Genomic DNA, 26,057 nt, shown 5'->3' with positions numbered 1-26,057 from the left:
TCTTAAAGGGTGTTAGCAGATTACCAACGGTAGTGAGCGAATGCTTTGTTCGCTTCAGCCATACGGTGAACGTCTTCACGTTTCTTAACCGCAGTGCCTTTGTTTTCAGCAGCGTCGATCATCTCTTGAGCAAGACGAAGACCCATTGATTTTTCGCCACGCTTACGTGCAGCTTCAACCAACCAACGCATACCTAGTGCGTTACGACGCACTGGACGTACTTCAACTGGTACTTGGTACGTTGAACCACCAACACGGCGAGATTTAACCTCTACCTGTGGGCGAACGTTATCAAGTGCAGATTCAAAGATTTCTAGGTGCGACTTGCCTGATTTTTCAGCAGCCACGTCTAGCGCACCATATACGATTTTTTCAGCAGTAGATTTCTTGCCGTCAAGCATTACTACGTTAACGAATTTAGCAAGAAGCTCTGATCCGAACTTCGGATCTGGAAGAATTTTACGTTGACCTATTACGCGTCTTCTAGGCATTTTCTTTCTCCGGTATCTTCAGGTCCGTGCTAAACACGGATTCCCAAAACAATATATAAAAATTTAAAACTTAAGTGCTTGGCCTTACTAACGGAGAACCATTAGCCCTTAGGACGTTTTGCACCGTACTTAGAACGAGCCTGTCTACGGTCGTTTACGCCTGCACAGTCAAGTGCACCACGAACAGTGTGGAAACGCACACCTGGTAAGTCTTTAACACGACCACCACGGATTAGGATTACACTGTGCTCTTGTAGGTTGTGACCTTCACCACCAATGTATGAAGTTACTTCGAAACCGTTAGTTAAACGTACACGCGCTACTTTACGTAATGCAGAGTTTGGTTTCTTAGGTGTTGTTGTATATACACGAGTACATACACCACGCTTTTGTGGACAAGCTTTAAGAGCAGCAGAGTTGCTCTTTGTAACCTTGCTACGACGTGGCTTACGCACTAGCTGGTTAATAGTTGCCATTAAATAGCTCCTGAATTAATAAATTACTACTGAAAAATAAAATCTTACCATTTAGGTCAAATCCAATTTTCTTGAACGACTAAAATGGGTGGCCGAATTTTAATGACCAAAGTTTAACCTGTCAACCAAAAGTCGTCATCAGCGCTAAGTAAATGCATGCAATTCGAATGGTTTTGTCTGAGAAGCTATTGAAAGTTAACAAAAGTTAGCGATTGCATTGAAAAACCTTTGTTGCAGTATACATATTGATGTGACGCTTTGATGGCAATTCGACCAGCGAGTTGCAAAGGCATAAAAAAACCGCTGTATTCACACAGCGGTTTTTCAATTAATTCGCTAAATGGCGAGGATTACTCGTTGCCACCTAGTAAATCAGCGTTTAGTGCGTCTGTTAGCGCTTGAGTTGCCTCTTCAGCACTTACTGTTTGCTCTTCAACAGCTGCTTCACCTTGCTTACGACGGTTGATGCGCTCTTCATGGTATGCGAAACCTGTACCCGCTGGGATCAAACGACCCACGATTACGTTTTCTTTCAGACCACGTAGCTCATCGCTCTTACCGTTAACCGCAGCTTCGGTTAGAACACGTGTTGTTTCCTGGAACGATGCCGCAGAAATAAACGATTCAGTCGCAAGTGACGCTTTAGTAATACCCATTAGTTGGATTTCAAACTTAGCTGGGATCTTACCTTGCATTTCTAGTTCACGGTTAGCGATGTTTACACGTGCAACTTCAGCTTGCTCGCCTACTAGGAATTCACTGTCACCACCATCAAGGATGATACACTTACGAAGCATCTGACGAACGATAGTCTCAATGTGCTTATCGTTAATCTTTACGCCCTGTAGACGGTATACTTCTTGTACTTCGTTAGTGATGTAGTTAGATACATCAGTAACACCACGTAGACGTAGGATGTCGTGCGGAGACTCTGGACCATCGGCGATTACTTCACCTTTAGCCACTTGCTCACCTTCGAACACGTTAAGCTGACGCCATTTCGGGATCATCTCTTCGTATGCATCACCCTCTTCCGGTGTGATCACAAGACGTTTCTTACCTTTAGTCTCTTTACCGAAGCTAACGGTACCTGTGATTTCTGCAAGGATTGCAGGATCTTTTGGCTTACGCGCTTCGAATAGGTCAGCAACTCGAGGTAGACCACCCGTGATGTCACGAGTCTTCGAACCTTCTTGTGGAATACGAGCCAGTACCGAACCAGGTAGTACTGTTGCACCATCTGTGATTTCAATCGTTGTGAATGAAGGCAGACGGATCTCTTGAAGACCACGTTCTTCGTTCTCAATGATTAGTTTAGGCTCTTTCGCGTTTACTTTCGCAAGATCCTTAACAACCACACGTGTTAGACCAGTTAATTCATCAGTCTGTGCTTCAGTGTTTGAATCATCGATATCGCTGAACGATACTTTTGACTCATGTTCAATGATAATTGGGTGGCTATGCGGGTCCCAAGTAGCAACGATATCGTTACCTTTAACGTCAGCACCATCTTGTACAGTTAATACTGCACCGTAAGGAACTTTATAACGCTCTTTCTCACGACCGTGTTCATCGATTATCGTGATCTCAGTTGAACGAGACGTGATAACGATTTTGCCATCAGCATTGATTACAAACTTCGCATTGTGAAGTTTCAGATTACCATTGTTCTTAACTTGAACACTGTTCTCTGCAGAAGCTCGTGATGCCGCACCACCGATGTGGAATGTACGCATCGTAAGCTGTGTACCCGGCTCACCGATTGACTGTGCCGCGATTACACCAACTGCTTCACCAGGGTTGATGATGTGGCCACGTGCCAAGTCACGACCATAACAGTGTGCACACACACCAAAGTCGTTTTGACAGGTGATTACAGAACGTACTTTAACTTCGTCTACTGAGTGCTCTTCTAGAAGGTCACACAGTTTTTCGTCAATCATTACGTTACGTTCAACCAGTACTTCTGTTGTACCAGGCTTAACCACGTCTTCAGCAACAACACGACCTAGTACACGCTCACGAAGCGGCTCTACAACGTCACCACCTTCAATTAGCGGCTTCATTACTAGACCTTCTTCGGTACCACAGTCTGATTCATTGATAACCAAATCTTGTGCTACGTCTACTAGACGACGAGTTAGGTAACCCGAGTTCGCTGTCTTAAGTGCCGTATCCGCTAGACCCTTACGCGCACCGTGCGTCGAGATAAAGTACTGTAGTACGTTTAGACCTTCACGGAAGTTCGCTGTAATCGGCGTTTCGATGATTGAACCATCTGGACGTGCCATTAGACCACGCATACCCGCTAGCTGACGGATCTGAGCTGCACTACCACGAGCGCCTGAGTCTGCCATCATAAACACTGAGTTAAATGACGGTTGCTCTTCTTCGTTACCTTCAGCGTTGATAACCGTTTCTTTTGAAAGGTTAGCCATCATCTCGCGAGAAAGGTTTTCGTTTACACGTGACCAGATATCGATAACTTTGTTGTATTTCTCACCGGCAGTTACAAGACCTGATTGGAACTGTTGGTTGATTTCTGCAACTTCAGCTTCCGCACGATCGATGATCTCACCTTTAGTTGGTGGGATTACCATGTCATTGATACCGATAGAAACACCTGACTTCATCGCGTAGTGGAAACCGGTATACATCACTTGGTCAGCAAAGATAACAGTATCTTTAAGACCTAGACGACGGTAACACTCGTTAAGAAGACCAGAAATTTGTTTCTTACCTAGTGGTTTGTTGATCAGTTCAAACGGCAAGCCTTCAGGGATATTCAATGAAAGGATTGCACGACCTACTGTCGTATCTACTAGGTGAGTTAAAGTGCCGCGCTCACGTGTTTCTTCGTCGATAGTCACTTCTGTGATACGCACTTTAACACGAGCGTGAAGCTCAGCAGCACCTACACGGTATGCTTTTTCAGCTTCTTTAGCATCTTTAAATACAGTGCCTTCACCTTTACCGTTGATGCGATCGCGAGTCATGTAGTAAAGACCTAGTACAACGTCCTGTGAAGGAACGATGATTGGCTCACCGTTAGCTGGTGCTAGGATGTTGTTGGTAGACATCATCAATGCACGCGCTTCCAACTGCGCTTCAAGCGTCAGTGGTACGTGAACAGCCATTTGGTCACCATCGAAGTCAGCGTTATACGCCGCACACACTAGCGGGTGCAGGTGGATCGCTTTACCTTCGATAAGTACAGGTTCGAATGCTTGGATACCTAGACGGTGAAGTGTTGGCGCACGGTTAAGTAAAACCGGGTGCTCACGGATAACTTCGTCTAGTACGTCCCAAACCTCTGGTACTTCACGCTCAACCATCTTCTTCGCAGCTTTGATGGTTGTCGCCATACCACGGCGCTCTAGTTTACCGTAGATAAATGGCTTGAATAGCTCAAGTGCCATCTTCTTAGGTAGACCACACTGATGTAGTTTCAGTGTAGGACCAACGGTGATAACAGAACGGCCTGAGTAGTCAACACGCTTACCTAGAAGGTTTTGACGGAAACGACCTTGCTTACCTTTGATCATGTCAGCAAGCGACTTCAGTGGACGCTTGTTAGAACCTGTAATTGCACGGCCACGACGACCATTATCAAGTAGCGCATCAACCGCTTCTTGAAGCATACGCTTTTCGTTACGTACGATGATGTCTGGTGCAGCTAGGTCTAGAAGACGCTTCAAACGGTTGTTACGGTTGATCACACGACGATAAAGGTCGTTCAGATCTGAAGTCGCAAAACGACCGCCGTCTAGTGGTACTAGAGGACGTAGATCTGGTGGAAGAACCGGTAGCACACTCATAACCATCCACTCAGGGTTGTTACCTGATTGGTGGAACGCTTCCATTAGTTTAAGACGCTTAGTGATTTTCTTACGCTTAGTTTCAGAGTTGATTGTTGGCAACTCTTCACGCATTTCAGCGATTAACTGACCAAGGTCTAGGTCACGAAGTAGATCAAGTACAGCTTCTGCACCCATCTTCGCTTCAAACTCATCACCGTGCTCTTCAAGTGCATCTAGGTATTCTTCTTCACCTAGTAGTTGACCGCGCTCAAGCGTAGTCATACCTGGCTCAGTTACCACGAATGATTCGAAATAAAGTACGCGCTCGATATCACGAAGCGTCATATCTAGCATTAGGCCGATACGTGACGGAAGTGATTTCAAGAACCAAATATGCGCAACTGGGCTAGCCAGCTCGATGTGACCCATACGGTCACGACGTACTTTTGTTAGCGTTACTTCAACGCCACACTTTTCACAGATAACACCACGGTGCTTCAAGCGCTTGTATTTACCACACAAACACTCGTAATCTTTTACTGGGCCGAAGATACGGGCACAGAATAAGCCATCACGCTCAGGCTTGAAAGTACGGTAGTTGATTGTCTCAGGTTTCTTTACTTCACCGTAAGACCATGAACGCACCATGTCTGGCGAAGCAAGACCAATGCGAATTGCATCGAATTCTTCGGTCTTATTTTGTTGCTTCAGAAACTTAAGTAAGTCTTTCACCTTAGCTCTCCTGTCGGAGGTTAATCTTGAGGGCAAGCCATGCTTGCCCCTACATTCTTTTCAGTCCGGTTGCAGTTATGCAACGCCGCAGCGCACTGCGGCGGTCGGATTAAATTTCTTCCAACTCGATGTTGATACCTAGCGAGCGGATTTCTTTCAACAGTACGTTGAACGACTCAGGCATACCCGGTTCCATCTTGTGGTTACCGTCTACGATGTTCTTATACATCTTAGTACGACCGTTAACGTCATCCGACTTCACTGTCAACATTTCTTGTAGCGTGTAGGCAGCACCGTATGCTTCTAGTGCCCATACCTCCATCTCACCGAAACGCTGACCACCGAACTGTGCCTTACCACCCAGCGGCTGCTGAGTAACTAGGCTGTAAGAACCTGTTGAACGCGCGTGCATCTTGTCATCAACAAGGTGGTTCAGTTTCAGCATGTACATGTAGCCTACTGTTACTTGACGCTCAAATGCATCACCAGTACGACCATCATATAACGTTACCTGACCACTTCTTGGATAACCACCAAGCTCTAGCATGTCTTTGATTTCAGCTTCACGTGCACCATCAAATGCTGGTGTTGCGATTGGAAGACCACCTTTAAGGTTATCTGCCAAGCGACGGATTTCATCATCAGAGAAGTTAGCAATATCTACTTTCTGACGGCAGTCACCGATTTCGTAAGCTTTCTTGATGAATTCGCGTAGCTCGTGAATTTCACGTTGCTCTTTCATCATTTCTTCAAGACGTTCACCGATACCACGAGCAGCTAGACCCATGTGAGTTTCTAGGATCTGACCGATGTTCATACGAGATGGTACACCCAGCGGGTTAAGTACGATATCTACAGTACGACCTTTATCATCGTAAGGCATGTCTTCAACAGGAACGATAGTTGAGATTACACCCTTGTTACCGTGACGACCCGCCATCTTATCACCAGGTTGGATACGACGTTTAACAGCTAGGTATACTTTAACAATCTTAAGTACGCCAGGTGCTAGGTCATCACCTTGAGTGATCTTACGACGCTTGTTTTCGAAACGCTTATCGTAGTCAGCTTTAAGCTCGTCATACTGTGCAGCTAGTTGCTCAAGCTCAGCTTGATGCTCTTCATCAGCAAGGCTTTGTGTTAGTAGCTTCTCAGTGTTAAAGCCAGCAAGCTGCTCTTCGCTCATACCTGATTTAATCAGTAGGTTACGAGCGTGAGTCAGGATACCGCCTTCAAGGATTCTGAACTCTTCGTTGAAGTCTTTCTTCGCTTCGCGAAGCTGCATATCTTCAACTTCAAGTGCACGTTTGTCTTTTTCAACACCGTCACGCGTAAACACTTGTACGTCGATAACCGTACCAGATACAGAGTTAGGTACACGTAGTGAGCTGTCTTTAACGTCAGACGCTTTTTCACCGAAGATAGCGCGTAGTAGCTTTTCTTCAGGTGTTAGCTGCGTTTCACCTTTAGGCGTTACTTTACCTACAAGGATGTCGCCGCCTTTCACTTCAGCACCGATATATACAACGCCTGATTCGTCAAGCTTACCTAGTGCAGACTCACCTACGTTTGGAATATCCGCAGTGATTTCTTCTGGACCAAGCTTAGTATCACGAGCAATACACTGAAGCTCTTGAATGTGGATAGTCGTTAGACGATCTTCTTTTACAACATTCTCTGAAAGTAGGATTGAATCCTCGAAGTTGTAACCATTCCAAGGCATGAACGCTACGCGTAGGTTCTGACCAAGAGCTAAGTCACCTAGGTCTGTTGAAGGACCATCAGCAAGCACGTCACCACGTACCACCGGCTCACCAACCATACAAGTTGGTTTCTGGTTGATACAAGTGTTTTGGTTTGAACGTGTGTACTTAGTTAAGTTATAGATGTCGATGCCCGCTTCACCTTGGATGCGCTCATCTTCATTAACGTTAACAACGATACGGCTTGCATCAGCATACTTAACGATACCGCCACGCTTAGCTACGATTGTTACACCAGAGTCTTTCGCTAGTGTACGCTCAATACCAGTACCAACTAACGGCTTATCAGCACGTAGTGTAGGTACAGCTTGACGTTGCATGTTCGATCCCATCAATGCGCGGTTCGCGTCATCGTGTTCTAGGAATGGGATAAGCGCTGCCGCCACAGAGATTACCTGCTGTGGAGATACGTCCATATACTGGATGCTGTCGCTTGGCATAAAGGTTGATTCACCTTTAAAACGACATGGAATCAATTCTTCAGCAAATTGGTTATCATCAGTTAGCGTTGTATTCGCCTGTGCGATAACGAACTGACCTTCTTCAATTGCTGATAGGTAATCAACATCGTCAGTAACGATACCGTCTACTACTTTGCGGTATGGAGTCTCTAAGAAACCATAGTCGTTTGTACGCGCGTAAGTAGATAGCGAGTTGATTAGACCGATGTTTGGACCTTCAGGCGTTTCGATAGGACAAACACGACCGTAGTGCGTTACGTGTACGTCACGTACTTCGAAGCCAGCACGCTCACGAGTTAGACCACCCGGACCTAATGCAGAAATACGACGCTTGTGCGTTACTTCTGAAAGCGGGTTGTTCTGGTCCATAAACTGTGAAAGCTGTGAAGAACCAAAGAATTCTTTTACTGCTGCAGAGATTGGCTTAGCGTTGATCAAATCCTGTGGCATAACGTTATCTAGGTCACCAAGACTTAGACGCTCACGTACTGCACGCTCAACACGTACAAGGCCTACACGGAATTGGTTTTCAGCCATTTCACCTACAGAACGGATACGACGGTTACCTAAGTGGTCGATGTCATCAACATCGCCTTTACCGTTACGGATGTCGATCAATACCTTCATCACGCTCACGATATCTTCTTTAGATAACGTACCGTCACCTTCGTCTGAATCATAACCAACACGGCTATTGAACTTCATACGACCAACCGTTGAAAGGTCGTAGCGCTCTTCAGAGAAGAATAGGTTATCAAATAACGCTTCTGCAGCTTCTTTTGTTGGTGGCTCACCAGGGCGCATCATGCGATAGATTTCTACCAATGCTTCTAGGCGATTGTTAGTAGAATCAACACGTAATGTCTCTGACATGTACGCACCGCTGTCTACTTCGTTGATGTAAAGCGTATCGATCTTTGAGTGACCCGCTTTCACCAATTCAGCCATAAGCTCTAGTGATAGTTCAGTGTTCGCTTCTGCAATCACTTCGCCTGTTGACTCGTCGATATAGTTTTTAGCAACAACACGACCGATGATGTACTCATGTGGTACTTCAAGAGTGTCGATGCCTTGCTTTTCGATGCTCTTAATGTGGCGTGCAGTAATACGACGGCCTTTTTCAACCAATACGTCACCGTTTGCATCTTTAATATCAAATGCAGCGGTTTCACCACGTAGGCGTGAAGGCACAAGTTCCATCAACACTTTGCCATCTTTTACTTCGAAACTTGTCGTTTCAAAGAATAGTGCCAAGATTTCTTCTGAAGTGAACTCTAGTGCACGTAAGATGATAGATGCTGGTAGTTTACGGCGACGGTCAATACGAACGTAAAGGTTATCTTTAACGTCGAATTCAAAGTCAAGCCATGAACCACGGTAAGGGATCACACGTGCGTTATATAACACTTTACCAGATGAGTGTGATTTACCACGGTCGTTATCAAAGAATACACCAGGTGAACGGTGTAGCTGAGAAACGATAACACGCTCAGTACCATTGATTACAAAAGTACCGGTGTCTGTCATGAGCGGGATTTCGCCCATGTAAACTTCTTGCTCTTTTATGTCTTTGACTGTGCCAGGTGCATCTTTGTCCATTAGCACAAGACGTAGTTTAACGCGAAGTGGAGCAGAATATGTCACACCGCGAATTTGACATTCTTTAACGTCAAATACTGGCTCGCCAATACGATAACTGACGTATTGAAGTTCAGAGTTGCCCGAGTAGCTCTTGATAGGGAATACAGAACGGAAAGCAGCTTCCAATCCAGTATCGCCATCGGCATCAGGCGCAATGAACTTATCGAACGATTCCAACTGCATTTGCAGTAGGAAAGGTATGTCCAAAACCTGTGGACGTTTACCAAAATCCTTACGGATACGTTTCTTTTCAGAATAAGAGTAAGCCATGGGGTTCCTCAGCTTGCTGATCTTTGACCCAACCTGTCCAAAATTGAACAGACTTCACTGGCATCTAAGCCATGATAACAACATCTAAATTGTCACACTAACTTGCTTAACTAACGGCTTAAATGAGCACAATTCAGGCTATATTCAAATCGTTAATGTCATCAAATTAGTGTTACTTCAAATGCCATTGCGATTTTCAACAAAAACTTCTAAGTTATTGAAAATTACAGTGAAATTCGAAGATTTATGCACGATAGAAATGCATATCTCTATAGCGCAAAAGGGCCGGTGATTAAATAATCACCAGCCCTTGCCTGATTTCTCAGGCAGCGAACCTAGCGGGAGCTAGATTACTTGATCTCAACTTCAGCACCAGCTTCTTCAAGATCTTTCTTAAGCGCTTCAGCTTCTTCCTTAGATACACCTTCTTTGATAGGTGCAGGAGCAGACTCAACTAGCGCTTTAGCTTCTTTAAGGCCTAGACCTGTTGCGCCACGTACCGCTTTGATTGCAGCAACTTTGTTACCGCCAGCAGCAGCTAGGATTACGTCGAACTCAGTCTTTTCTTCAGCAGCTTCAGCAGGACCAGCAGCAACAACAGCAGCAGCTGCAGTTACACCGAACTTCTCTTCCATAGCTTCAACTAGTTCAACAACTTCCATTACTGACATTTCAGCAATAGCGTCAAGGATTTGGTCTTTAGTTACAGACATTTCAAATTTCCTAATTATTTACGAACCCATGCGGTTCAAAAAATTTATTAAAGAAAGGAGCGTTGCTTAAATTAAGCAGCTTGCTCAGCTTTCTGTACACGTACCGCTTCAATTGTTTTACACAATTTGCCAGCAGACGCTTCTTTCATAGCGCTCATTAAGCGTGCAACAGCTTCGTCGTAAGTAGGTAGCTTAGCAAGCATATCTACGTCAACGATTTTGCCTTCGAATGCAGCAGTTTTAAGCTCAAATGCTTCGTTCTTTTTCGCGAAATCTGCAAAGATACGCGCAGCAGCACCAGGGTGCTCTGAAGAGAAAGCGATTAGGCTTGGACCAACTAGTGATTCATTAAGGCATTCGTAATCAGTGCCTTCAACCGCACGTCTAGCTAGGGTGTTACGAACAACTTTCATCCATACACCAGCTTCACGAGCTTCTTTACGAAGAGCAGTGATTGCACCTACTGTTACACCACGAGAATCAGCAACAACTGCTGAAAGAGCACCTTTGGCAGCTTCGTTGACTTCAGCAACAATTGCTTTTTTGTCTTGAAGATTTAAAGCCATGGGTGTTACTCCTGGTTTATAGAAAAACAAACATGTTTTTCAGTTCTACTCTACCCTGCTAAAAACTTTAGCAGAGATGCTTTTTACGGCGAGAGCCAGAAGATTAGGAAAATCTAGCTGGGATTCACACCGTCTACGTAGGACGATTAAGGCCGAGGCCACCTACGGTCTTGGACGGAAGCGCAATTTATCGAATCATTGTAGACCATGATGGAAACAATTTTCGAAATTATGCGCTTCAACCCGAATTCTTTGCTTTGTAAAGAAGTACACTTCTCTACAAAATGGCGCAAAATTATAGTCTAATTTTTACGCCATGTAAATGCTAAACTCTAAATTATACTACTTGAGTATTTAGAGTAGCTTGGTCTAAAGCAACACCAGCACCCATCGTAGTAGAGATGCTAACTTTCTTCACGAAAGTACCTTTTGCAGTAGAAGGCTTAGCCTTCTTAAGCGCGATGATTAGCGCTTCAAGGTTTTCTTGAAGTTGGTTAGCGTCAAAGTCTACTTTACCGATAGTAGTGTGGATGATACCGTTCTTATCGTTACGGTAACGAACCTGACCAGCTTTAGCGTTCTTAACAGCTTCTGCAACGTTAGGCGTTACAGTACCTGTCTTAGGGTTAGGCATAAGACCACGTGGACCTAGGATTTGACCTAGTTGACCAACAACGCGCATTGCATCTGGAGAAGCAACAACAACGTCAAAGTTCATTTCGCCTTTCTTAACTTGCTCTGCAAGGTCTTCCATACCTACTAAATCAGCACCTGCTTCTTTAGCAGCTTCAGCATTTGCACCTTGAGTGAATACCGCTACGCGTACATCACGACCAGTACCGTGAGGTAGTACAGTTGCACCACGTACGTTTTGGTCAGATTTACGAGCATCGATACCTAGGTTTACAGCAACGTCAACACTTTCAACGAACTTAGCAGTAGCAAGTTCTTTTAGAAGAGCAACAGCTTCGTTGATTTCGTACTCTTTAGTCGCATCCACTTTCTCGCGGATAGTACGCATACGCTTAGTTAATTTAGCCATTCTCAATTACTCCTCTACGTTCAAGCCCATTGCACGTGCAGAACCTGCAATCGTGCGTACAGCTGCGTCCATATCAGCAGCAGTAAGATCTGGACGTTTCGTCTCAACGATCTCTTCAAGTTGAGCACGAGTAACTGTACCAACTTTTTCAGTGTTAGGACGACCAGAACCAGACTTGATACCAGCAGCCTTCTTAAGAAGATATGCCGCAGGTGGAGTCTTCATTTCAAAAGTGAAAGAACGGTCACTGTAAACAGAAATAACAACAGGAACAGGTGCGCCTTTTTCGATAGACTCTGTACGTGCGTTGAACGCTTTACAGAATTCCATGATGTTTACACCGTGTTGACCTAGTGCAGGACCTACTGGAGGACTAGGGTTAGCCATACCAGCAGCAACTTGTAGCTTGATTAGAGCTTCAACTTTCTTAGCCATGATAATACCTCAATTGTGGGTCTTTGCCTCGTGCGCGCGAGGACGCGTACTCAAACGGCTTCCCAGTTAAAAAATTCAGTCTTTTTGCCGCATATTTTTGCGTACAACAAAAAGGCCGCTGATTATAGATTAATCAGCGGCCTTTGACAACTTTTTCAAGTTAGAATTTATTTGTCTTTCTCAACCTGACCAAATTCTAGGTCTACAGGCGTTGAACGACCGAAAATAAGTACCGAAACTTTCAGGCGACTCTTTTCGTAATCCACTTCTTCAACCACACCGTTGAAGTCAGCAAATGGACCATCTGTAACACGAACCACTTCACCCGGCTCAAATAAAGTAGCAGGTTTCGGTGCTTCAGCATTCTCTTGCAGACGGTTAAGAATACGATCCGCTTCTTTTTGACTGATTGGTGCAGGACGGTCTGACGTACCACCAACAAAGCCCATTACACGCGGAGTACTATTCACCAAGTGCCAAGACGCATCGTCCATTACCATTTGAACTAATACATAGCCTGGGAAGAATTTACGCTCAGATTTACGTTTCTGACCTGCACGCATTTCAACCACTTCTTCAGTCGGCACAAGGATCTCACCGAATAGGTCTTCTAACCCTTCGATTTTAATATGCTCGATAATGGTTTGTGCTACGCGTTTTTCAAAACCTGAAAACGCTTGGATCACGTACCAACGTAATTTCTTTTCTTTGTTCTCATCCGACATGGGATCAGATCTCCAATCCAGTTAAAAAGCCTACTGCACGGAAAAGTATACCATCTAATCCCCATAGGATTAATGCCATAATCACCGTTGCAATGATCACGATGAAAGTAGTGTGAGCCGCTTCCTGACGCGTTGGCCAGATAACTTTACGTACTTCAATACGTGATTCTTTAGCAAAAGCGATAAAGGTACGGCCTTTTTCAGTCGTTACCAAAATGCCCAAAGCCGCAGCGATAGCTGCAACCACGCCAACAGCGCGTACTAAAACAGATAAATCGGCATATAGATAATTACCAACTACGGCACCAGTTAGAAGTGCAATAGCAGTTAGCCACTTTACCGTGTCCATCGAGCTCGACGAGTTTTCAACATTAGTGCTCATAATCAATTTTACCTTAAATACAGACACAACAACCCTGCATAGAACAGGGTAAATCCATTCAATCCAAATTTACAAATAAGCGACTTAAGTGGTTTTGGGTCACGTTATTTTAAATGTGGACTTGTTGCTGAATTGGCAGGGGCGGCAGGACTCGAACCCGCAACCATCGGTTTTGGAGACCGCTGTTCTACCAATTGGAACTACGCCCCTGCAAAGTGGATGCCCATTATACTGACGAAGCAAACGAAAACAAGTGTAAAAGATATGCAAAGTAACATTTAATCTAAACTTAGTTTTGCGACGTCTTCAGAAAAGACGCAATAAATCTCCGTGATAAAAATCACAAAGCACCCAAACTTGTTCAAATGGGTGACAATCAGGGATCTCCCAAGTGGCTTTTAAGCGCTTAAAATCGTCAAGATGATAAATGGGGCTAGCATTTCGAATTAACAACCAAACGCGTTGTGAATCATAGTGTTTTTTGGCTTTTTGATTGAGCAACCGCTGTAAACCGATACTCAGTTGATCGGAGTCAGCGGCTTGACTCATTGCTGCCAGCTCTCTTTGCGTGGAGAGAGACAGCGGACGCCCAAGCACAGCCATCGCTTCTTTCTCACTGGCATAAAAATGGGCTATTTCTATATCGAGCTGTGTTTTTCCTTGATAACAACTGACGTCCGGTTTATTGGGCTCATTGTGCCAAATATGGCGCATATGCACTGCAAACTGCTTTTCATAACTGCGTAAAAACAGTTTAGCCGCGTCATGCTCAAGTTTTATCTTTTCTGCTTCACTCGCTCTGTCCATTCACAACCACTGCTACATCACTCAATAGGCTTGAAGCACCGAATCTAAAATTCTTGGCATTGAGCCACTCGGCCCCCATAATTTCTTCGGCCAATCGTAAATATCGCTGCGCTTCTACTACTGACTTTACTCCACCGGCCGCTTTAAATCCAACCGGTTTACCACTGCTTTTGATTGTCTTAAGGATAACTTCAGCCGCTTCTGGTGTAGCATTGACAGCAACCTTTCCTGTACTTGTTTTAACAAAGTCCGCGCCCGCCATAATGGCAAGCTGCGCGGCTTCCGCAATGAGCTTTGGCTTAGCCAATACGCCACTTTCGATGATTACCTTGAGCTTTGCTTTACCTTGGCAAGCAAGCTTGCTTGAATGCACATATTGCCAAGGTGTATCTGGGTCACCCGCCATCAGCTGCTGATAAGGAAGCACGAGATCAATTTCGTCGGCACCATCTGCGATTGCTGAATGAGTTTGTGCAACGACCTGCTGGAGCTTTTGCTCTCCAGATGGGAAGTTGGTCACCGTTGCTACTTTTATCTGCGACCACTCACGCTTTTCCAACTCTTCTTTTACTAACGTCACAAACTGCGGATACACACAAATAGCCGCTGGTAGTCCAATATCAGGGTTAATGCTATTCAATAACGCGAGAATACTTGCCGGCGTATCGTCCTCTTTCAAAGAGGTCAAATCCATTAAACTCAGCGACAACCGAGCATCAGATTGTAAAGTCATTACCGTGTTCCTTTTCATTCTATGTAATAAGCCGAGGGCCTGTTCATCTTTCAAGTTTGTTTTTGCAGCAAAGGTCAACAGACCCTAGTTAAATGCATACAGCAGCACCAGCAATAGGACAAATGTCCGCATACAATTACCTGTCGGATACGGTTTTTACTATTGTTCATTAAATGAATATCTCATAACCAAACACTATAATCGTCAAATCACAGCAAAAACTTAAGCTAACCCCATGAAATAAATAGAAAATGAGATTTACCCACTTTCTTTATAACTTTTGGTTATATTGAGTCGGTTTAAATTATTTTTTCCCACATTTGCAACTCTATATGCTGCGCTCTATTACCGATATCAATCAATATTGATATCAACCGTCGTGATGTTTAGCAGAGGTTATCGTGCAATACTTGCCAATTTTTACCAAACTAGAAAATAAACCTGTATTGATTGTAGGTGGTGGTGAGGTTGCGCTGAGAAAGTGCCGCGCCTTTTTAAAAGCCAATGCAGCAGTCACTTTGGTTTCACCTGAGTTTTGCACTGAGCTTTTATCACTAGCAGCAGATTCAAGCGTTGCACTTCGGCATAAGCCATTTGATGCATCAGACCTAGACAATGCCATGTTAGTCGTTGCAGCAACGGATATTGAAGCCGTAAATGCAGAGGTGGCAGAGCTTGCTGAAGCGCGCAACCTTTTCGTTAACGTAGTCGACGACCAACCAAAGTGTAATTTTATTTTTCCTTCAATCGTGGATAGAAACCCTATAACGATTGCCATATCTAGTGCTGGAACTGCGCCCGTCCTTGCAAGACGATTACGAGAGAAGTTAGAAACCCTTATTCCACAGCATATTGGTCCGCTGGCAACGCTTGTTGGTCAATTCAGACATAAAGTGAAAGCGCGCTTTAAACACTTTGCTGACCGCCGACAGTTTTGGGAATCTGTCTTTGATTCAAATGTGGTAAGTGAAGTACAAGCTGGTAACAATGAAAATGCACAAATTCAACTTGAAGCCATGCTAAAAAGCACTCCCTCCCCTGAAGGCGAGGTTTATGTCGTCGGTGCCGGCCCTGGCGACCCAGAGCTACTGACACTTAAGGCATTACAACTAATGCAACAAGCCGATGTGGTAGTGTATGATTATCTGGTATCTGACGAAATCATGGATCTTGTACGTCGTGACGCTGATTTAATCTGCGTGGGCAAAAAAGCCGGTAATCATAGTGTTAAACAAGAACAAACCAACGAGATTTTGGTTGATTTAGCCAAACAAGGTAAAAAGGTTTGTAGAATAAAAGGCGGCGACCCATTTATTTACGGTCGCGGTGGCGAAGAAGTGCAAGTATTGGCCGAAAATAACGTGAAATATCAAATTGTTCCTGGTATTACTGCTGCTGCAGGATGTAGCGCATACGCTGGTATTCCACTAACTCATAGAGATCATGCTCAAGCCATTCAATTCGTTACGGGACATTGTAAGCAGGATGGACAGGAACTCGACTGGGAAGGCTTAGCTAAGACGAATCAAACGCTTGCCGTATACATGGGAGTGATTAAATCGCCGCATATTCAGGCGCAATTACTCGCTCATGGTCGCTCGCCGAATACACCTGTGGCAATTGTTGAAAATGGAACGCGCAAATCTCAGCGTGTCGTAAGAACACAATTAGATCAACTTGCACAGACTATTACTGCGCATGATATTCAGTCGCCAGCACTATTGATTATTGGTGAGGTAGCAGCATTACATGAGCAATTAGCTTGGTTTAATAAGAACAGTCAAATCAGTAGCTTTGCTCAACCCATTACGCAAGTCGCGTAATTAAAGTACAAGATAGTTAAATTTATAAGTAGGACATTAATCATGGCTTTAACCCATCTCCAGCAACTCGAAGCTGAGAGCATAAAGATCATCCGAGAGGTTGCCGCAGAATTTGAAAACCCGGTAATGCTGTATTCGATAGGTAAAGACTCGTCGGTACTGCTTCACCTTGCTCGTAAGGCTTTCTACCCAGCGAAAATTCCTTTTCCTCTACTCCACGTTGATACCAATTGGAAATTTAGAGAAATGATCGAGTTTCGCGATAGATTAGCAAAAGAGTACGGATTTGAACTGCTTGTGCACAAAAACCCAGAAGGACTAGAGATGAACATCAGTCCATTTGTTCATGGTTCATCTAAGCATACTGATATCATGAAAACACAAGGCCTGAAGCAAGCGCTAGATCAATATGGCTTTGATGCGGCCTTTGGTGGTGCCCGCCGTGATGAAGAAAAATCTCGCGCAAAAGAACGGGTTTATTCATTTAGAGATAAGCACCACCGCTGGGATCCTAAAAACCAACGTCCGGAGTTATGGAATACGTATAACGGTCAAGTGAACCCTGGCGAAAGCATTCGTGTTTTCCCATTATCAAACTGGACAGAGCTCGACATTTGGCAATATATCTACCAAGAAGGTATTGAGATAGTGCCACTTTACCTCTCGAAGCCAAGACCGGTTGTTGAACGTAACGGGACGTTAATTATGGTCGATGACGACCGCATGCCACTTGCTGAAGGTGAAGTGCCAGAAATGAAATCAGTACGCTTCAGAACGCTTGGCTGTTACCCACTAACGGGTGCAGTTGAATCAGAAGCCGATACGCTCACTGGAATTATCGAAGAAATGTTGTTATCTACGTCGTCAGAACGTGAAGGACGAGTGATTGATCATGATTCATCAGGATCAATGGAGAAGAAAAAGCGCGAGGGGTATTTCTAATGTCAACAGCAAATGAAGTGAAAGAATTAGGCATTGAAACCTACTTAGCGCGTCAGCAAGACAAGAGCTTGTTGCGTATGATGACCTGCGGCAGCGTAGATGACGGTAAATCAACGCTGATCGGCCGTCTCCTGCACGATAGCCATCAAATCTATGAAGACCAATTAGCTGCACTACACAAAGACAATGAAAAAGTCGGCAATGCGGGTGAAGATCTAGATTTAGCGTTACTTGTTGATGGCTTACAGGCAGAGCGTGAGCAAGGCATTACCATTGATGTGGCTTACCGCTATTTCTCAACTGCGAAGCGTAAATTTATTATTGCCGATACGCCGGGACACGAGCAATACACACGTAATATGGTTACAGGTGCTTCGACCAGTGATTTGGCGATTATCCTTGTCGATGCCCGTTATGGTGTACAAGTTCAGACTAAACGCCATAGCTTTATCTGTGATTCACTGGGTATCAAACAGTTCGTTGTCGCGATAAACAAGATGGATATTGTTGACTTTGATGAGGCCGTATTTGAGCGCATAAAGGCCGACTACTTGAAGTTTGCTGAGCAACTGAATGTACAAGATATTCGCTTTGTGCCAATGTCAGCACTTAAAGGCGACAATGTTGTAAACCGCTCAGAAAAAACGCCTTATTATCAAGACAAACCATTGCTTGAACTGCTGGAAGATTCTCCAGCAGCAGAGCCTAACCATGGTTTTGAAGCGCGCTTCCCAGTGCAATATGTAGTACGTCCTAACCTAGATTTTCGTGGTTTCCAAGGCACATTAACCTCTGGTAGCTTAAGCGTTGGCCAAGCGGTTAAAGTATTGCCATCAGGTAAGACTTCAACCATTAAAGAACTCGTGACTTTTGATGGCAATCTAACCCAAGTGGAAACCGGACAAGCATTCACTATCACCCTAGCAGATGAAGTCGATGTGAGTCGTGGCGATGTGATTGTGCCTGCAGAGTCGACTGCTCAGGTGACGAATCAGATCACTGCTAAGCTGGTATGGATGCACGAAACACCACTACAATTGGGTAAAAGTTATAACCTTAAATTGGGTAGCAAGAAAACCGCGGCAATCGTGAAAAATATCGAGCATACTATCGATGTGAATACACTTGAGCACGGTCAAGCCGATTCATTGTCATTAAATGAAATTGCTATCGTGACCATCGAGCTGACAGAAAATGTCGTTGCGGATGAGTATTTAAATAATCGTGAAACTGGCTCGTTTATCTTAATTGATCGCCTATCAAACCTAACCATAGGTGCGGGTATGGTGGAAACGGTTGAAGCAGCAACAGCAACGTCCTCAAGTCAGTTTAGTGAATTTGAGATTGAGTTTAATGCATTAGTTCGCAAGCACTTCCCTCATTGGCAAGCGCTTGATATTTCGAAGCTAAAATAATGCAATTTAGCCTGTTAGTCGAGGTATGACGTCATTATGGAACAAGTCATTTTAACAGGCATTATGCTAGCGTTAGTCGTGTGTCTTTTTGCCACACGCATTAACGCTGCATGGCTATTCACAGGCGCAATCGCCACCAGTTATTTGACTGGCCTTATCGATCTTGAATCGATGTTGGTGAATTATGCAAACCCGTCTTTAATCACGCTTGTGCTACTTATTCTAGTTTCTATTGCGATTGAAAAAACAACCTTAGTCAAAAAACTCGCCCACTCAATGGCGCAAGGTAGTCTCGCAAAAGCGGTAATTAAACTGGGTTTATCCACTGCCTTTTTGTCTTCTTTTACCAATAACACGGCGGTGGTTGCTTCGCTGATCACCACCGTTAAAGAGAGCAAAACACATGCGCCTTCTAAGCTGCTATTACCGCTTTCTTATACCGCTATTTTAGGTGGTACGTTAACGCTGATAGGTACTTCTACCAATCTTATTGTTAATGGCTTTGCCGTAGAAGCAGGGATGGCGCCGCTGGGCTTTTTTGACTTTACCTTAGTTGGTCTCGCCGTCCTGAGTGTTGGTTTATTGACCATCACGGTTATGCTCAAATATTTGCCCGACAACGGCAAAAATAATGATGAGGTCGTGCCGTTTTATTTAGAAGGGAAAGTTGAGCCAAGCTCCAAACTAGTTGGTCGCACGGTTGAAGAAAACGGCCTGCGCGACCTCAAAGACTTATTCCTTGCTGAAATCATTCGTGGTGAACGACGGATCTGCGCCGTAACGCCACAACAAGAAATTCTTGCTGGTGATGTTCTGCTATTTGTGGGCGACATCAACTCAGTGCCACTGTTACAGCGTTTCGATGGATTAAAGATAGTCCATGATAAGCACGAGAAAGACGTTGAGCACTTAGTGGAAGTGGTCGTCAGTCAGTCTTCCCGTTTTCTTGGAAAAACCATTAAAGAGATCCGTTTTAGGGAGCAGTTTCATGCCGCTATTATTGCGATCCGTCGTGGTCATGACCGCCTACAAGGTGGGATCGGTCAGGTCGAATTACAAGCGGGCGACTCTTTAATACTAGCACCAAGCAGCGATTTTTATGCACTCCCCAATCTCAAACGCGAATTTGTGTATATCTCGGGCCTAGATTTACAAACACATCTATCTCGTAATAAGTCCAACACCGTACTTGCAAGTTTTGCGACAGTGGTTGGCCTTAGCATCTTTGGGGTTGTACCGTTGGTCAAAGGGTTAATTGTGTTACTCGCCGCCCTTGTGGTGCTCGGTACAATCAAAGTCCCTGAGATGAAACGTCGCTTTCCTATTGAGCTTGTCGCTATTGTTGGCAGTGCGATAGGGCTGGCTAAGTTAATGATTGAAACCGGACTAGCGGCAGAGATTTCCTCGAGCTTATTGTGGTTGTTAGGGGATTTTGGTCCTTACGGCGCATTTATCGCCATTTTTGTGATGACTGTGATATTTACCGAGCTCATCACTAACAATGCCGCGGCAGCACTTTCATTCCCAGTAGCTTATGCGCTGGCGAGTGGCTTTGATGTAAGTCCATTACCATTTGTAATGGCGGTAGCCTTTGGTGCATCCGCGAGCTTTATCTCACCTTTTGGCTATCAAACTAACCTCATGGTGTATAGCGCAGGCAACTATCGAATTCGTGATTACGTCACCATGGGACTGCCCTTGTCGTTGATTTATTCAGCGACGGTACTGACTGTTATTCCATTTGTCTTTCCATTTTAATAGAGCAAAGTATGGACGAAAATATTGTTTGGCATAACTATGCCGTAGATAAAACAAAACGTAGCGAATTAAAAGGTCATAAGCCTTGCGTGCTGTGGTTTACAGGCTTTTCAGGCTCAGGTAAAAGCACCGTAGCCAATGCACTTGAGCATGCACTGCAAGAAAAAGGCATACATACCTACCTCCTTGATGGGGATAATGTCAGGCATGGACTGTGTAAAGACTTAGGGTTCAGTGATGAAGACCGCGTCGAAAACATTCGTCGAGTGGGTGAACTCAGCAAACTTATGGTCGATGCGGGGCTAATGGTACTCACCGCTTTTATCTCTCCTTTTCAAGCTGAACGAGACATGGTGCGTAACTTAGTCGCAAGCGGCGAGTTTATTGAAGTATACCTAGATACGCCGCTTGCGGTTTGCGAGCAACGAGACCCTAAAGGTTTGTATAAAAAAGCGCGCGCAGGAGAAATAAAACATTTTACTGGCATAGATTCGGCGTATGAGCCCCCAATTAGCCCAGAAATATGTTTAAATACTTCCGAGCAGTCGCTGGAAGAATCTGTCCAGCAGCTAATACACTATCTACTGTCAAAAAATTTAATAGGGTAAGTCATGAATCATACGGATCTGCTGGAAGAAGTATTAAATCTGAGTATTCGCGCTGGTGAAGCGATTATGGAGATTTATGCCAAGGACTTTAATGTTGAATATAAAGAAGATGAAAGTCCCGTCACTGAGGCAGATCTCGCTGCACATCAAATTATTGTTGCAGGCCTTAAAACCCTCACTCCCGAAATGCCGATATTAAGCGAAGAAAGCGCAGGAATAGATTGGCAAGAGCGCCAACAATGGCAAGAGTATTGGCTGGTTGACCCCATTGATGGCACCAAGGAATTCATCAAGAAAAATGGCGAATTTACGGTAAATATTGCACTTATTAATAACGGTGAACCCATTCTTGGTGTTGTTCATGCTCCAGCACTTAATGAAAGCTACCTTGCAGAAAAAAGTATTGGCGCGTTCAAGCAAACGGGTGAAGCTCGCATAGAGCTCAAAGTCACCACCAAGCCCAATCAGGGTTTAATCAAAGTAGTTGGCTCGCGCTCACACCCTTCACCAGATTTAGCCGAGTACCTTACCCGCTTCGAGCAAGTCGACATGGTGCCTAAAGGCAGTTCACTTAAGTTATGCTTAGTGGCCGAAAGTAAAGCCGATGTTTACCCTCGTCTTGGCCCAACTTCAGAGTGGGATACCGGAGCAGGACACGCGGTGGCAAGTATCGCAGGGGCAAAGGTCAGCCAAGTGAATGGAGAGCCTCTGCGCTACAATCAAAAAGCCGAGTATCTTAACCCCTATTTTGTGGTTTCTAGGTTGGAAGACTAAGCTAGAAGGTGGTAATACCGTAAAACCAGTCGAATTAACGTTCGACTGGTTTATTTGCGGCGCGAGTTAGGACTTTATCGTATACGCTTTTTAAAACTGCTCTTGGCGTTTCAAGCAAAAATGTCTCTTTTACTAACTGCTCTAGCTGAGCAAAGCTCTCCACTTTAGTTTCAGTAACACTGCCATCACATTCATGCCATTCGAAATAACTCTGATTACGCAGTAAATAACGGTGGCAATCTGTAATTCGAGAGACCACTAAGTTATTCACAAACGCCGCTTCAGGATGTTGATGGGAATAAAAGTGTGCCACTTCACAATCGGATTCGAACACTTCAGCAAGATCGACATGATATAAAGTGAGCGGTGCTTCTCCTTCCTCTAACAGAGTCACTTTGACTGTGTCTGCTGTTTTTTGTACTTGATAAGTCTGCCGACCTTGGATAGTTAAGGCCTGATTGATGTTAATCGGTACACGAGGCGACTTCACTCCAAAGCCTACATCAACCAAGTACTGCTCACCATCCAAATTAAGCAATGTCATCCGGTGAGAACGAGGATTGGAGGAGCTACCATTTAGCATTACTCTCGCAAGAACCGGCCTTACTGTAAACCCAAGCTGTTGCAGCGCTAAAAATGCCACCTTGTTATGCTCAAAGCAGTAGCCACCTTGTTTGTTGGTCACTAAACGGCTAAATAGTGGTAATGGGTCAAGCAACAGACGCTCACCATACATGGCATTAATACTTGAGAAGGCGTAGCGAGAAAGGTGTTTTTGTTGTAACTCGGTGACCAGCTCAACCCCAACAAAGTGCTGTAACGATAAGCTGCTAAGATATTGATTGATATTCGCTTCTAATTCCATGACTGACTCCTAAAGTTGATGGAGGCAGGTTAAAACCTCAACCCATGTTAAGGTCAATAGGTATTTTCACTTTTTCAGCCATTATTTCTATCACCTAATGAGATGTCACTTTGTTATCCAAACCTCAGGTTAACTAGGCAAATAACTGATGCACTTTTTTGTTCGGTGAAACAAGGCATTTAGCTTCAGCCACAACCAGTGGCTTCGACATAAAATAGCCTTGCGTTTGATGACAATAAAGCCTTGATAACGTATCAAGCTGCGCTGCCGTTTCAATACCCTCGGCTGTCACGACAAGGTTAAAGCTGTGCGCAATCGCACAAATCGCTTCAATGAGTTGCGTCGCCTTACCGCCCAGCTCAATGCCGGACATAAAAGCCCTATCTATTTTAATGCCATCCACGGGAAGATGATTGAGCCGGGCAAGGCTGCTATAACCTGTGCCAAAGTCATCAATATAGATGCCAAATCCCGCTTGATGAAGTTGTTCCAGCGGCCCTATAAGCATGTTTTCCTCTGCCATCATGGCGGATTCTGTCAACTCAAGCTTAATTTGTTTCATCGCAACATTTTCATCCTCACAGCGAGACACTAACCAATCGATAAATTCCTGCGACTGGAGTTGCAACGGAGAAACATTAACAGCAACAAAAAGGGTGCTGTCTCCTACGGCATTGATAAAATTGAGCGCCTGATCAAATACCCAGCGACCAAGCTCTGAAATCTTCGCGCATTGTTCTGCGATGGGAATAAATTCCGCAGGACTTACTTCTCCAAGTGTTGGGCTATTCCAGCGTAGTAGCGCTTCGAACCCTTTTAAATTCTGCCCTTTTTGACAATAAACGGGCTGCAAATTCAGGCTTAGTTCGCGAGACATGACTATTGCCTGTAGCGCTTGCTCAATCTGGATCTTTCGACCTGCTTCGCATGCGATAGCATTAGTGAATATGTGATAAGTGTTCTTGCCTCGCTTCTTTGCCTCATACATTGCAATATCGGCATCATGTAGTAGCTTCTCAGCATCGCAATGTAGACACGGAACGGTAAAGTGGCGTACGCCAACGCTACCACTAACACAGTGGCTGTTACCCTGATACAGAAATGGCGCTCGGATCCGCGCAAGAATATCTTCAAGCACCCCCTCAATTGGTTCATGTAGATGCTCATCGTAAATAAGGACGGCGAATTCATCACCGCCAAGCCGGGCAATATCTGCATAGCTACTAAGCAACATACGCATTCTTGCTGCAAATTCGATAAGCAGCCTATCGCCGGCTTGATGGCCTAAGGTATCGTTTATTAGCTTAAAGCGGTCTAAGTCAATATATAGCAAAGTAAACTTGGCGCGTTTTCGCTCACGGAGCTTATCAACCAAAGACACGAAGCTCTGACGATTTAGCAGATCGGTCAAGCTGTCATGTTGCGCTTTATATCGCAATTGTTCTTGGAACAGTTTAGCCTGAGTAATGTCCGTCACTCTCCCCTCATACAGGCAACTATCCGGTTGATGCAGCCAATGCCCAGAATGTCTAAGCCAGATATGCTCTCCCGATTCTGCTTTTGCTAACCACTCCATTTCTTGGTGAGCTTGCTTAGTGGCAACAATCTGGTTCCACTGCTCATGACACTCAGAGTCTTGCATAAGTGCACTAAAGTCTGTGTTTGGCGAAGGAATACGCCCACCAAAAAGTAACGCATTGAAAGCGGGGTTGGAGTCAATGATGTAGCCCCGGCGGTCTAGTACAAATAAGCCTTCATGGCTATTAACGAATAAACTTTTATATTTACGCTCTGCAGCGACCTGTTGCTGCAAAGCCCCTAACCGTTTATTAGATTCGACTTGTAACCTGTACTTAGACACCTCTAGGCTTTTAGTTCTTTCAACAACTAAATTATTGACGGTGTCATTGCGATTTTTCAGTTGTCTTAGCTGGAGCCACACCAATAAAATACAGGCGGCCAGAATACCTAAAAAGAGTACAATCAGTACGCTATGGTTATTTAACCAACTTGGATGTAAACACGCCTCATCATACAACTGCATGGTAATGGGCAAACCATAAAAATTAATGGTGTGCACCGCACTTGGCGTTAAATTATGAAGGTCGAAGCGCTTCTGCCAATCGGAGCTATAAATAATTTCTTTTTTTGAAGAGACCAATAAGTGTTGCTTGCGCTGCTGATATAATTGGCCAAATAATGAATCCAATAAAAAAGGTAACTCAAAACTTAATCCCAGTAGCGTTTTAAACTCTCCAAAACGCGGTTGCTCAATCAATACACTGAGTTTTTGCCTATTTGGCCAGACATAGGTCGTTAAGTCATTCTCATCCCGCTCTGCAAAAATATCTCTCTCAAGCACCTCCGCCTGCCCGACGGTCTGACCAACTTCAGACACAGGTGCAGCACGGGTAACCACCAACCATTGGTTAGCCTGTTTATCTAGATTGCCTCTAATTTTAAAGTCAAAATACCCTCTTTCTCGCTGCACTTTCTCTAATATGGAGAATTGATCAGGTGAAACCACTGCGTATGTTTCCATACTCAACCCTAAATTCGCCGTGGTAAGCTGTGATTGCGCTATCTCATAAAAGTCTGCATCTTGATGGGTGTTGAGGTAAGCGTCTATCGAATACAGTAGGTGAGCAACGTGTTGCAACTTACTATCCAGTAAGTATTCTAATCGTGTCAACTCCTGCGCACTTTTGCTTTCTGATTGGTTTTGGTAGTAAACATTCGCTATCAAGCCAACATATATCAAACAGGCGAACAGCAAGATGAACCCCAGCACAGGAAGCCTTCGCTTAAAAACCTGTTGAGTACTCTGGAGAATGG

General features: G+C 44.5%; 20 protein-coding genes and 1 tRNA gene. 6 read left to right on the top strand and 15 right to left on the bottom strand.

Going from position 1 to position 26,057, the window contains the following annotated elements; all coding sequences use genetic code 11:
• Window positions 1-20: 20 nt before the first annotated feature.
• The 13 genes from rpsG to deoC all read right to left on the bottom strand — a co-directional run bounded on the left by rpsG (window position 21) and on the right by deoC (window position 15,037).
• Window positions 21-491 carry a 30S ribosomal protein S7 gene (rpsG, locus tag GSF04_RS06720; protein WP_010376219.1) on the bottom strand — a complete coding sequence of 157 codons (471 nt, stop codon included), beginning with the start codon at window positions 489-491 and terminating at the stop codon, window positions 21-23.
• 101 nt (window positions 492-592) lie between these two features.
• Window positions 593-967, bottom strand: coding sequence for a 30S ribosomal protein S12 (gene rpsL / locus GSF04_RS06715; protein ID WP_010367657.1), 375 nt, complete (start codon window positions 965-967; stop codon window positions 593-595).
• A gap of 350 nt (window positions 968-1,317) precedes the next feature.
• On the bottom strand, window positions 1,318-5,499 hold the full coding sequence (gene rpoC, locus GSF04_RS06710) for a DNA-directed RNA polymerase subunit beta' (protein WP_039494556.1): 4,182 nt from the start codon (window positions 5,497-5,499) through the stop codon (window positions 1,318-1,320).
• 109 nt (window positions 5,500-5,608) lie between these two features.
• Window positions 5,609-9,634, bottom strand: coding sequence for a DNA-directed RNA polymerase subunit beta (gene rpoB / locus GSF04_RS06705; protein WP_010607819.1), 4,026 nt, complete (start codon window positions 9,632-9,634; stop codon window positions 5,609-5,611).
• A 350-nt stretch (window positions 9,635-9,984) separates the two neighbouring features.
• Window positions 9,985-10,347, bottom strand: a complete 363-nt coding sequence (gene rplL / locus GSF04_RS06700) for a 50S ribosomal protein L7/L12 (RefSeq protein ID WP_070982798.1) — start codon at window positions 10,345-10,347, stop codon at window positions 9,985-9,987.
• A gap of 71 nt (window positions 10,348-10,418) precedes the next feature.
• Window positions 10,419-10,913, bottom strand: a complete 495-nt coding sequence (gene rplJ / locus GSF04_RS06695; protein WP_010376227.1) for a 50S ribosomal protein L10 — start codon at window positions 10,911-10,913, stop codon at window positions 10,419-10,421.
• A 337-nt stretch (window positions 10,914-11,250) separates the two neighbouring features.
• A complete protein-coding gene (gene rplA / locus GSF04_RS06690) occupies window positions 11,251-11,955 on the bottom strand; it encodes a 50S ribosomal protein L1 (protein WP_010376228.1) in 705 nt (234 codons plus the stop codon).
• Between the two features lie 6 nt (window positions 11,956-11,961).
• Window positions 11,962-12,390: a 50S ribosomal protein L11 gene (gene rplK / locus GSF04_RS06685; RefSeq protein WP_010376229.1), complete on the bottom strand. Its 429-nt coding sequence runs from the start codon at window positions 12,388-12,390 to the stop codon at window positions 11,962-11,964.
• Between the two features lie 167 nt (window positions 12,391-12,557).
• Window positions 12,558-13,115: a transcription termination/antitermination protein NusG gene (nusG, locus tag GSF04_RS06680; protein WP_010376230.1), complete on the bottom strand. Its 558-nt coding sequence runs from the start codon at window positions 13,113-13,115 to the stop codon at window positions 12,558-12,560.
• Between the two features lie 4 nt (window positions 13,116-13,119).
• Window positions 13,120-13,497, bottom strand: a complete 378-nt coding sequence (secE, locus tag GSF04_RS06675) for a preprotein translocase subunit SecE (RefSeq protein ID WP_211859098.1) — start codon at window positions 13,495-13,497, stop codon at window positions 13,120-13,122.
• Between the two features lie 133 nt (window positions 13,498-13,630).
• Window positions 13,631-13,707, bottom strand: a tRNA-Trp gene (locus GSF04_RS06670).
• Window positions 13,708-13,803: 96 nt separating this feature from the next.
• On the bottom strand, window positions 13,804-14,304 hold the full coding sequence (locus GSF04_RS06665) for a hypothetical protein (protein WP_017219218.1): 501 nt from the start codon (window positions 14,302-14,304) through the stop codon (window positions 13,804-13,806).
• Complete coding sequence (deoC, locus tag GSF04_RS06660; RefSeq protein WP_211859097.1) at window positions 14,288-15,037, bottom strand: deoxyribose-phosphate aldolase; 750 nt, start codon at window positions 15,035-15,037, stop codon at window positions 14,288-14,290. Before deoC ends, GSF04_RS06665 begins: the two co-directional genes overlap by 17 nt.
• A 401-nt stretch (window positions 15,038-15,438) precedes the next feature.
• Between deoC and cysG the strand changes: the two genes are divergently transcribed.
• Genes cysG through cysQ form a run of 6 tightly spaced genes read left to right on the top strand, consistent with a single transcriptional unit; the run spans window position 15,439 to window position 22,357 of the window.
• The gene (cysG, locus tag GSF04_RS06655; RefSeq protein ID WP_193522332.1) at window positions 15,439-16,860 is read left to right on the top strand and encodes a siroheme synthase CysG; all 1,422 of its coding nucleotides are present in this window, start codon (window positions 15,439-15,441) and stop codon (window positions 16,858-16,860) included.
• 42 nt (window positions 16,861-16,902) lie between these two features.
• Window positions 16,903-17,802, top strand: a complete 900-nt coding sequence (cysD, locus tag GSF04_RS06650; protein ID WP_010376235.1) for a sulfate adenylyltransferase subunit CysD — start codon at window positions 16,903-16,905, stop codon at window positions 17,800-17,802.
• Window positions 17,802-19,217, top strand: coding sequence for a sulfate adenylyltransferase subunit CysN (gene cysN, locus GSF04_RS06645; RefSeq protein WP_211859096.1), 1,416 nt, complete (start codon window positions 17,802-17,804; stop codon window positions 19,215-19,217). Before cysD ends, cysN begins: the two co-directional genes overlap by 1 nt.
• A 33-nt stretch (window positions 19,218-19,250) precedes the next feature.
• Window positions 19,251-20,975, top strand: coding sequence for an SLC13 family permease (locus GSF04_RS06640; protein WP_193522348.1), 1,725 nt, complete (start codon window positions 19,251-19,253; stop codon window positions 20,973-20,975).
• Between the two features lie 11 nt (window positions 20,976-20,986).
• Window positions 20,987-21,583 carry an adenylyl-sulfate kinase gene (gene cysC, locus GSF04_RS06635; RefSeq protein ID WP_193522334.1) on the top strand — a complete coding sequence of 199 codons (597 nt, stop codon included), beginning with the start codon at window positions 20,987-20,989 and terminating at the stop codon, window positions 21,581-21,583.
• Between the two features lie 3 nt (window positions 21,584-21,586).
• Window positions 21,587-22,357 (top strand): 3'(2'),5'-bisphosphate nucleotidase CysQ, encoded by a 771-nt coding sequence (gene cysQ / locus GSF04_RS06630; protein ID WP_039494571.1) that lies wholly within the window; start codon window positions 21,587-21,589, stop codon window positions 22,355-22,357.
• Between the two features lie 34 nt (window positions 22,358-22,391).
• On the opposite strand, the gene GSF04_RS06625 is transcribed toward cysQ, so the two are convergent.
• Window positions 22,392-23,222 carry an arylamine N-acetyltransferase gene (locus GSF04_RS06625; RefSeq protein WP_211859095.1) on the bottom strand — a complete coding sequence of 277 codons (831 nt, stop codon included), beginning with the start codon at window positions 23,220-23,222 and terminating at the stop codon, window positions 22,392-22,394.
• A gap of 133 nt (window positions 23,223-23,355) precedes the next feature.
• Window positions 23,356-26,013 carry an EAL domain-containing protein gene (locus tag GSF04_RS06620; protein ID WP_249122444.1) on the bottom strand — a complete coding sequence of 886 codons (2,658 nt, stop codon included), beginning with the start codon at window positions 26,011-26,013 and terminating at the stop codon, window positions 23,356-23,358.
• Window positions 26,014-26,057 lie beyond the last annotated feature (44 nt).

The organism is Pseudoalteromonas sp. A22 (genome assembly GCF_018141345.1).
Taxonomy (GTDB): Bacteria; Pseudomonadota; Gammaproteobacteria; order Enterobacterales; family Alteromonadaceae; genus Pseudoalteromonas; species Pseudoalteromonas maricaloris.
This window is presented reverse-complemented; position numbering and strand designations above follow the sequence as displayed.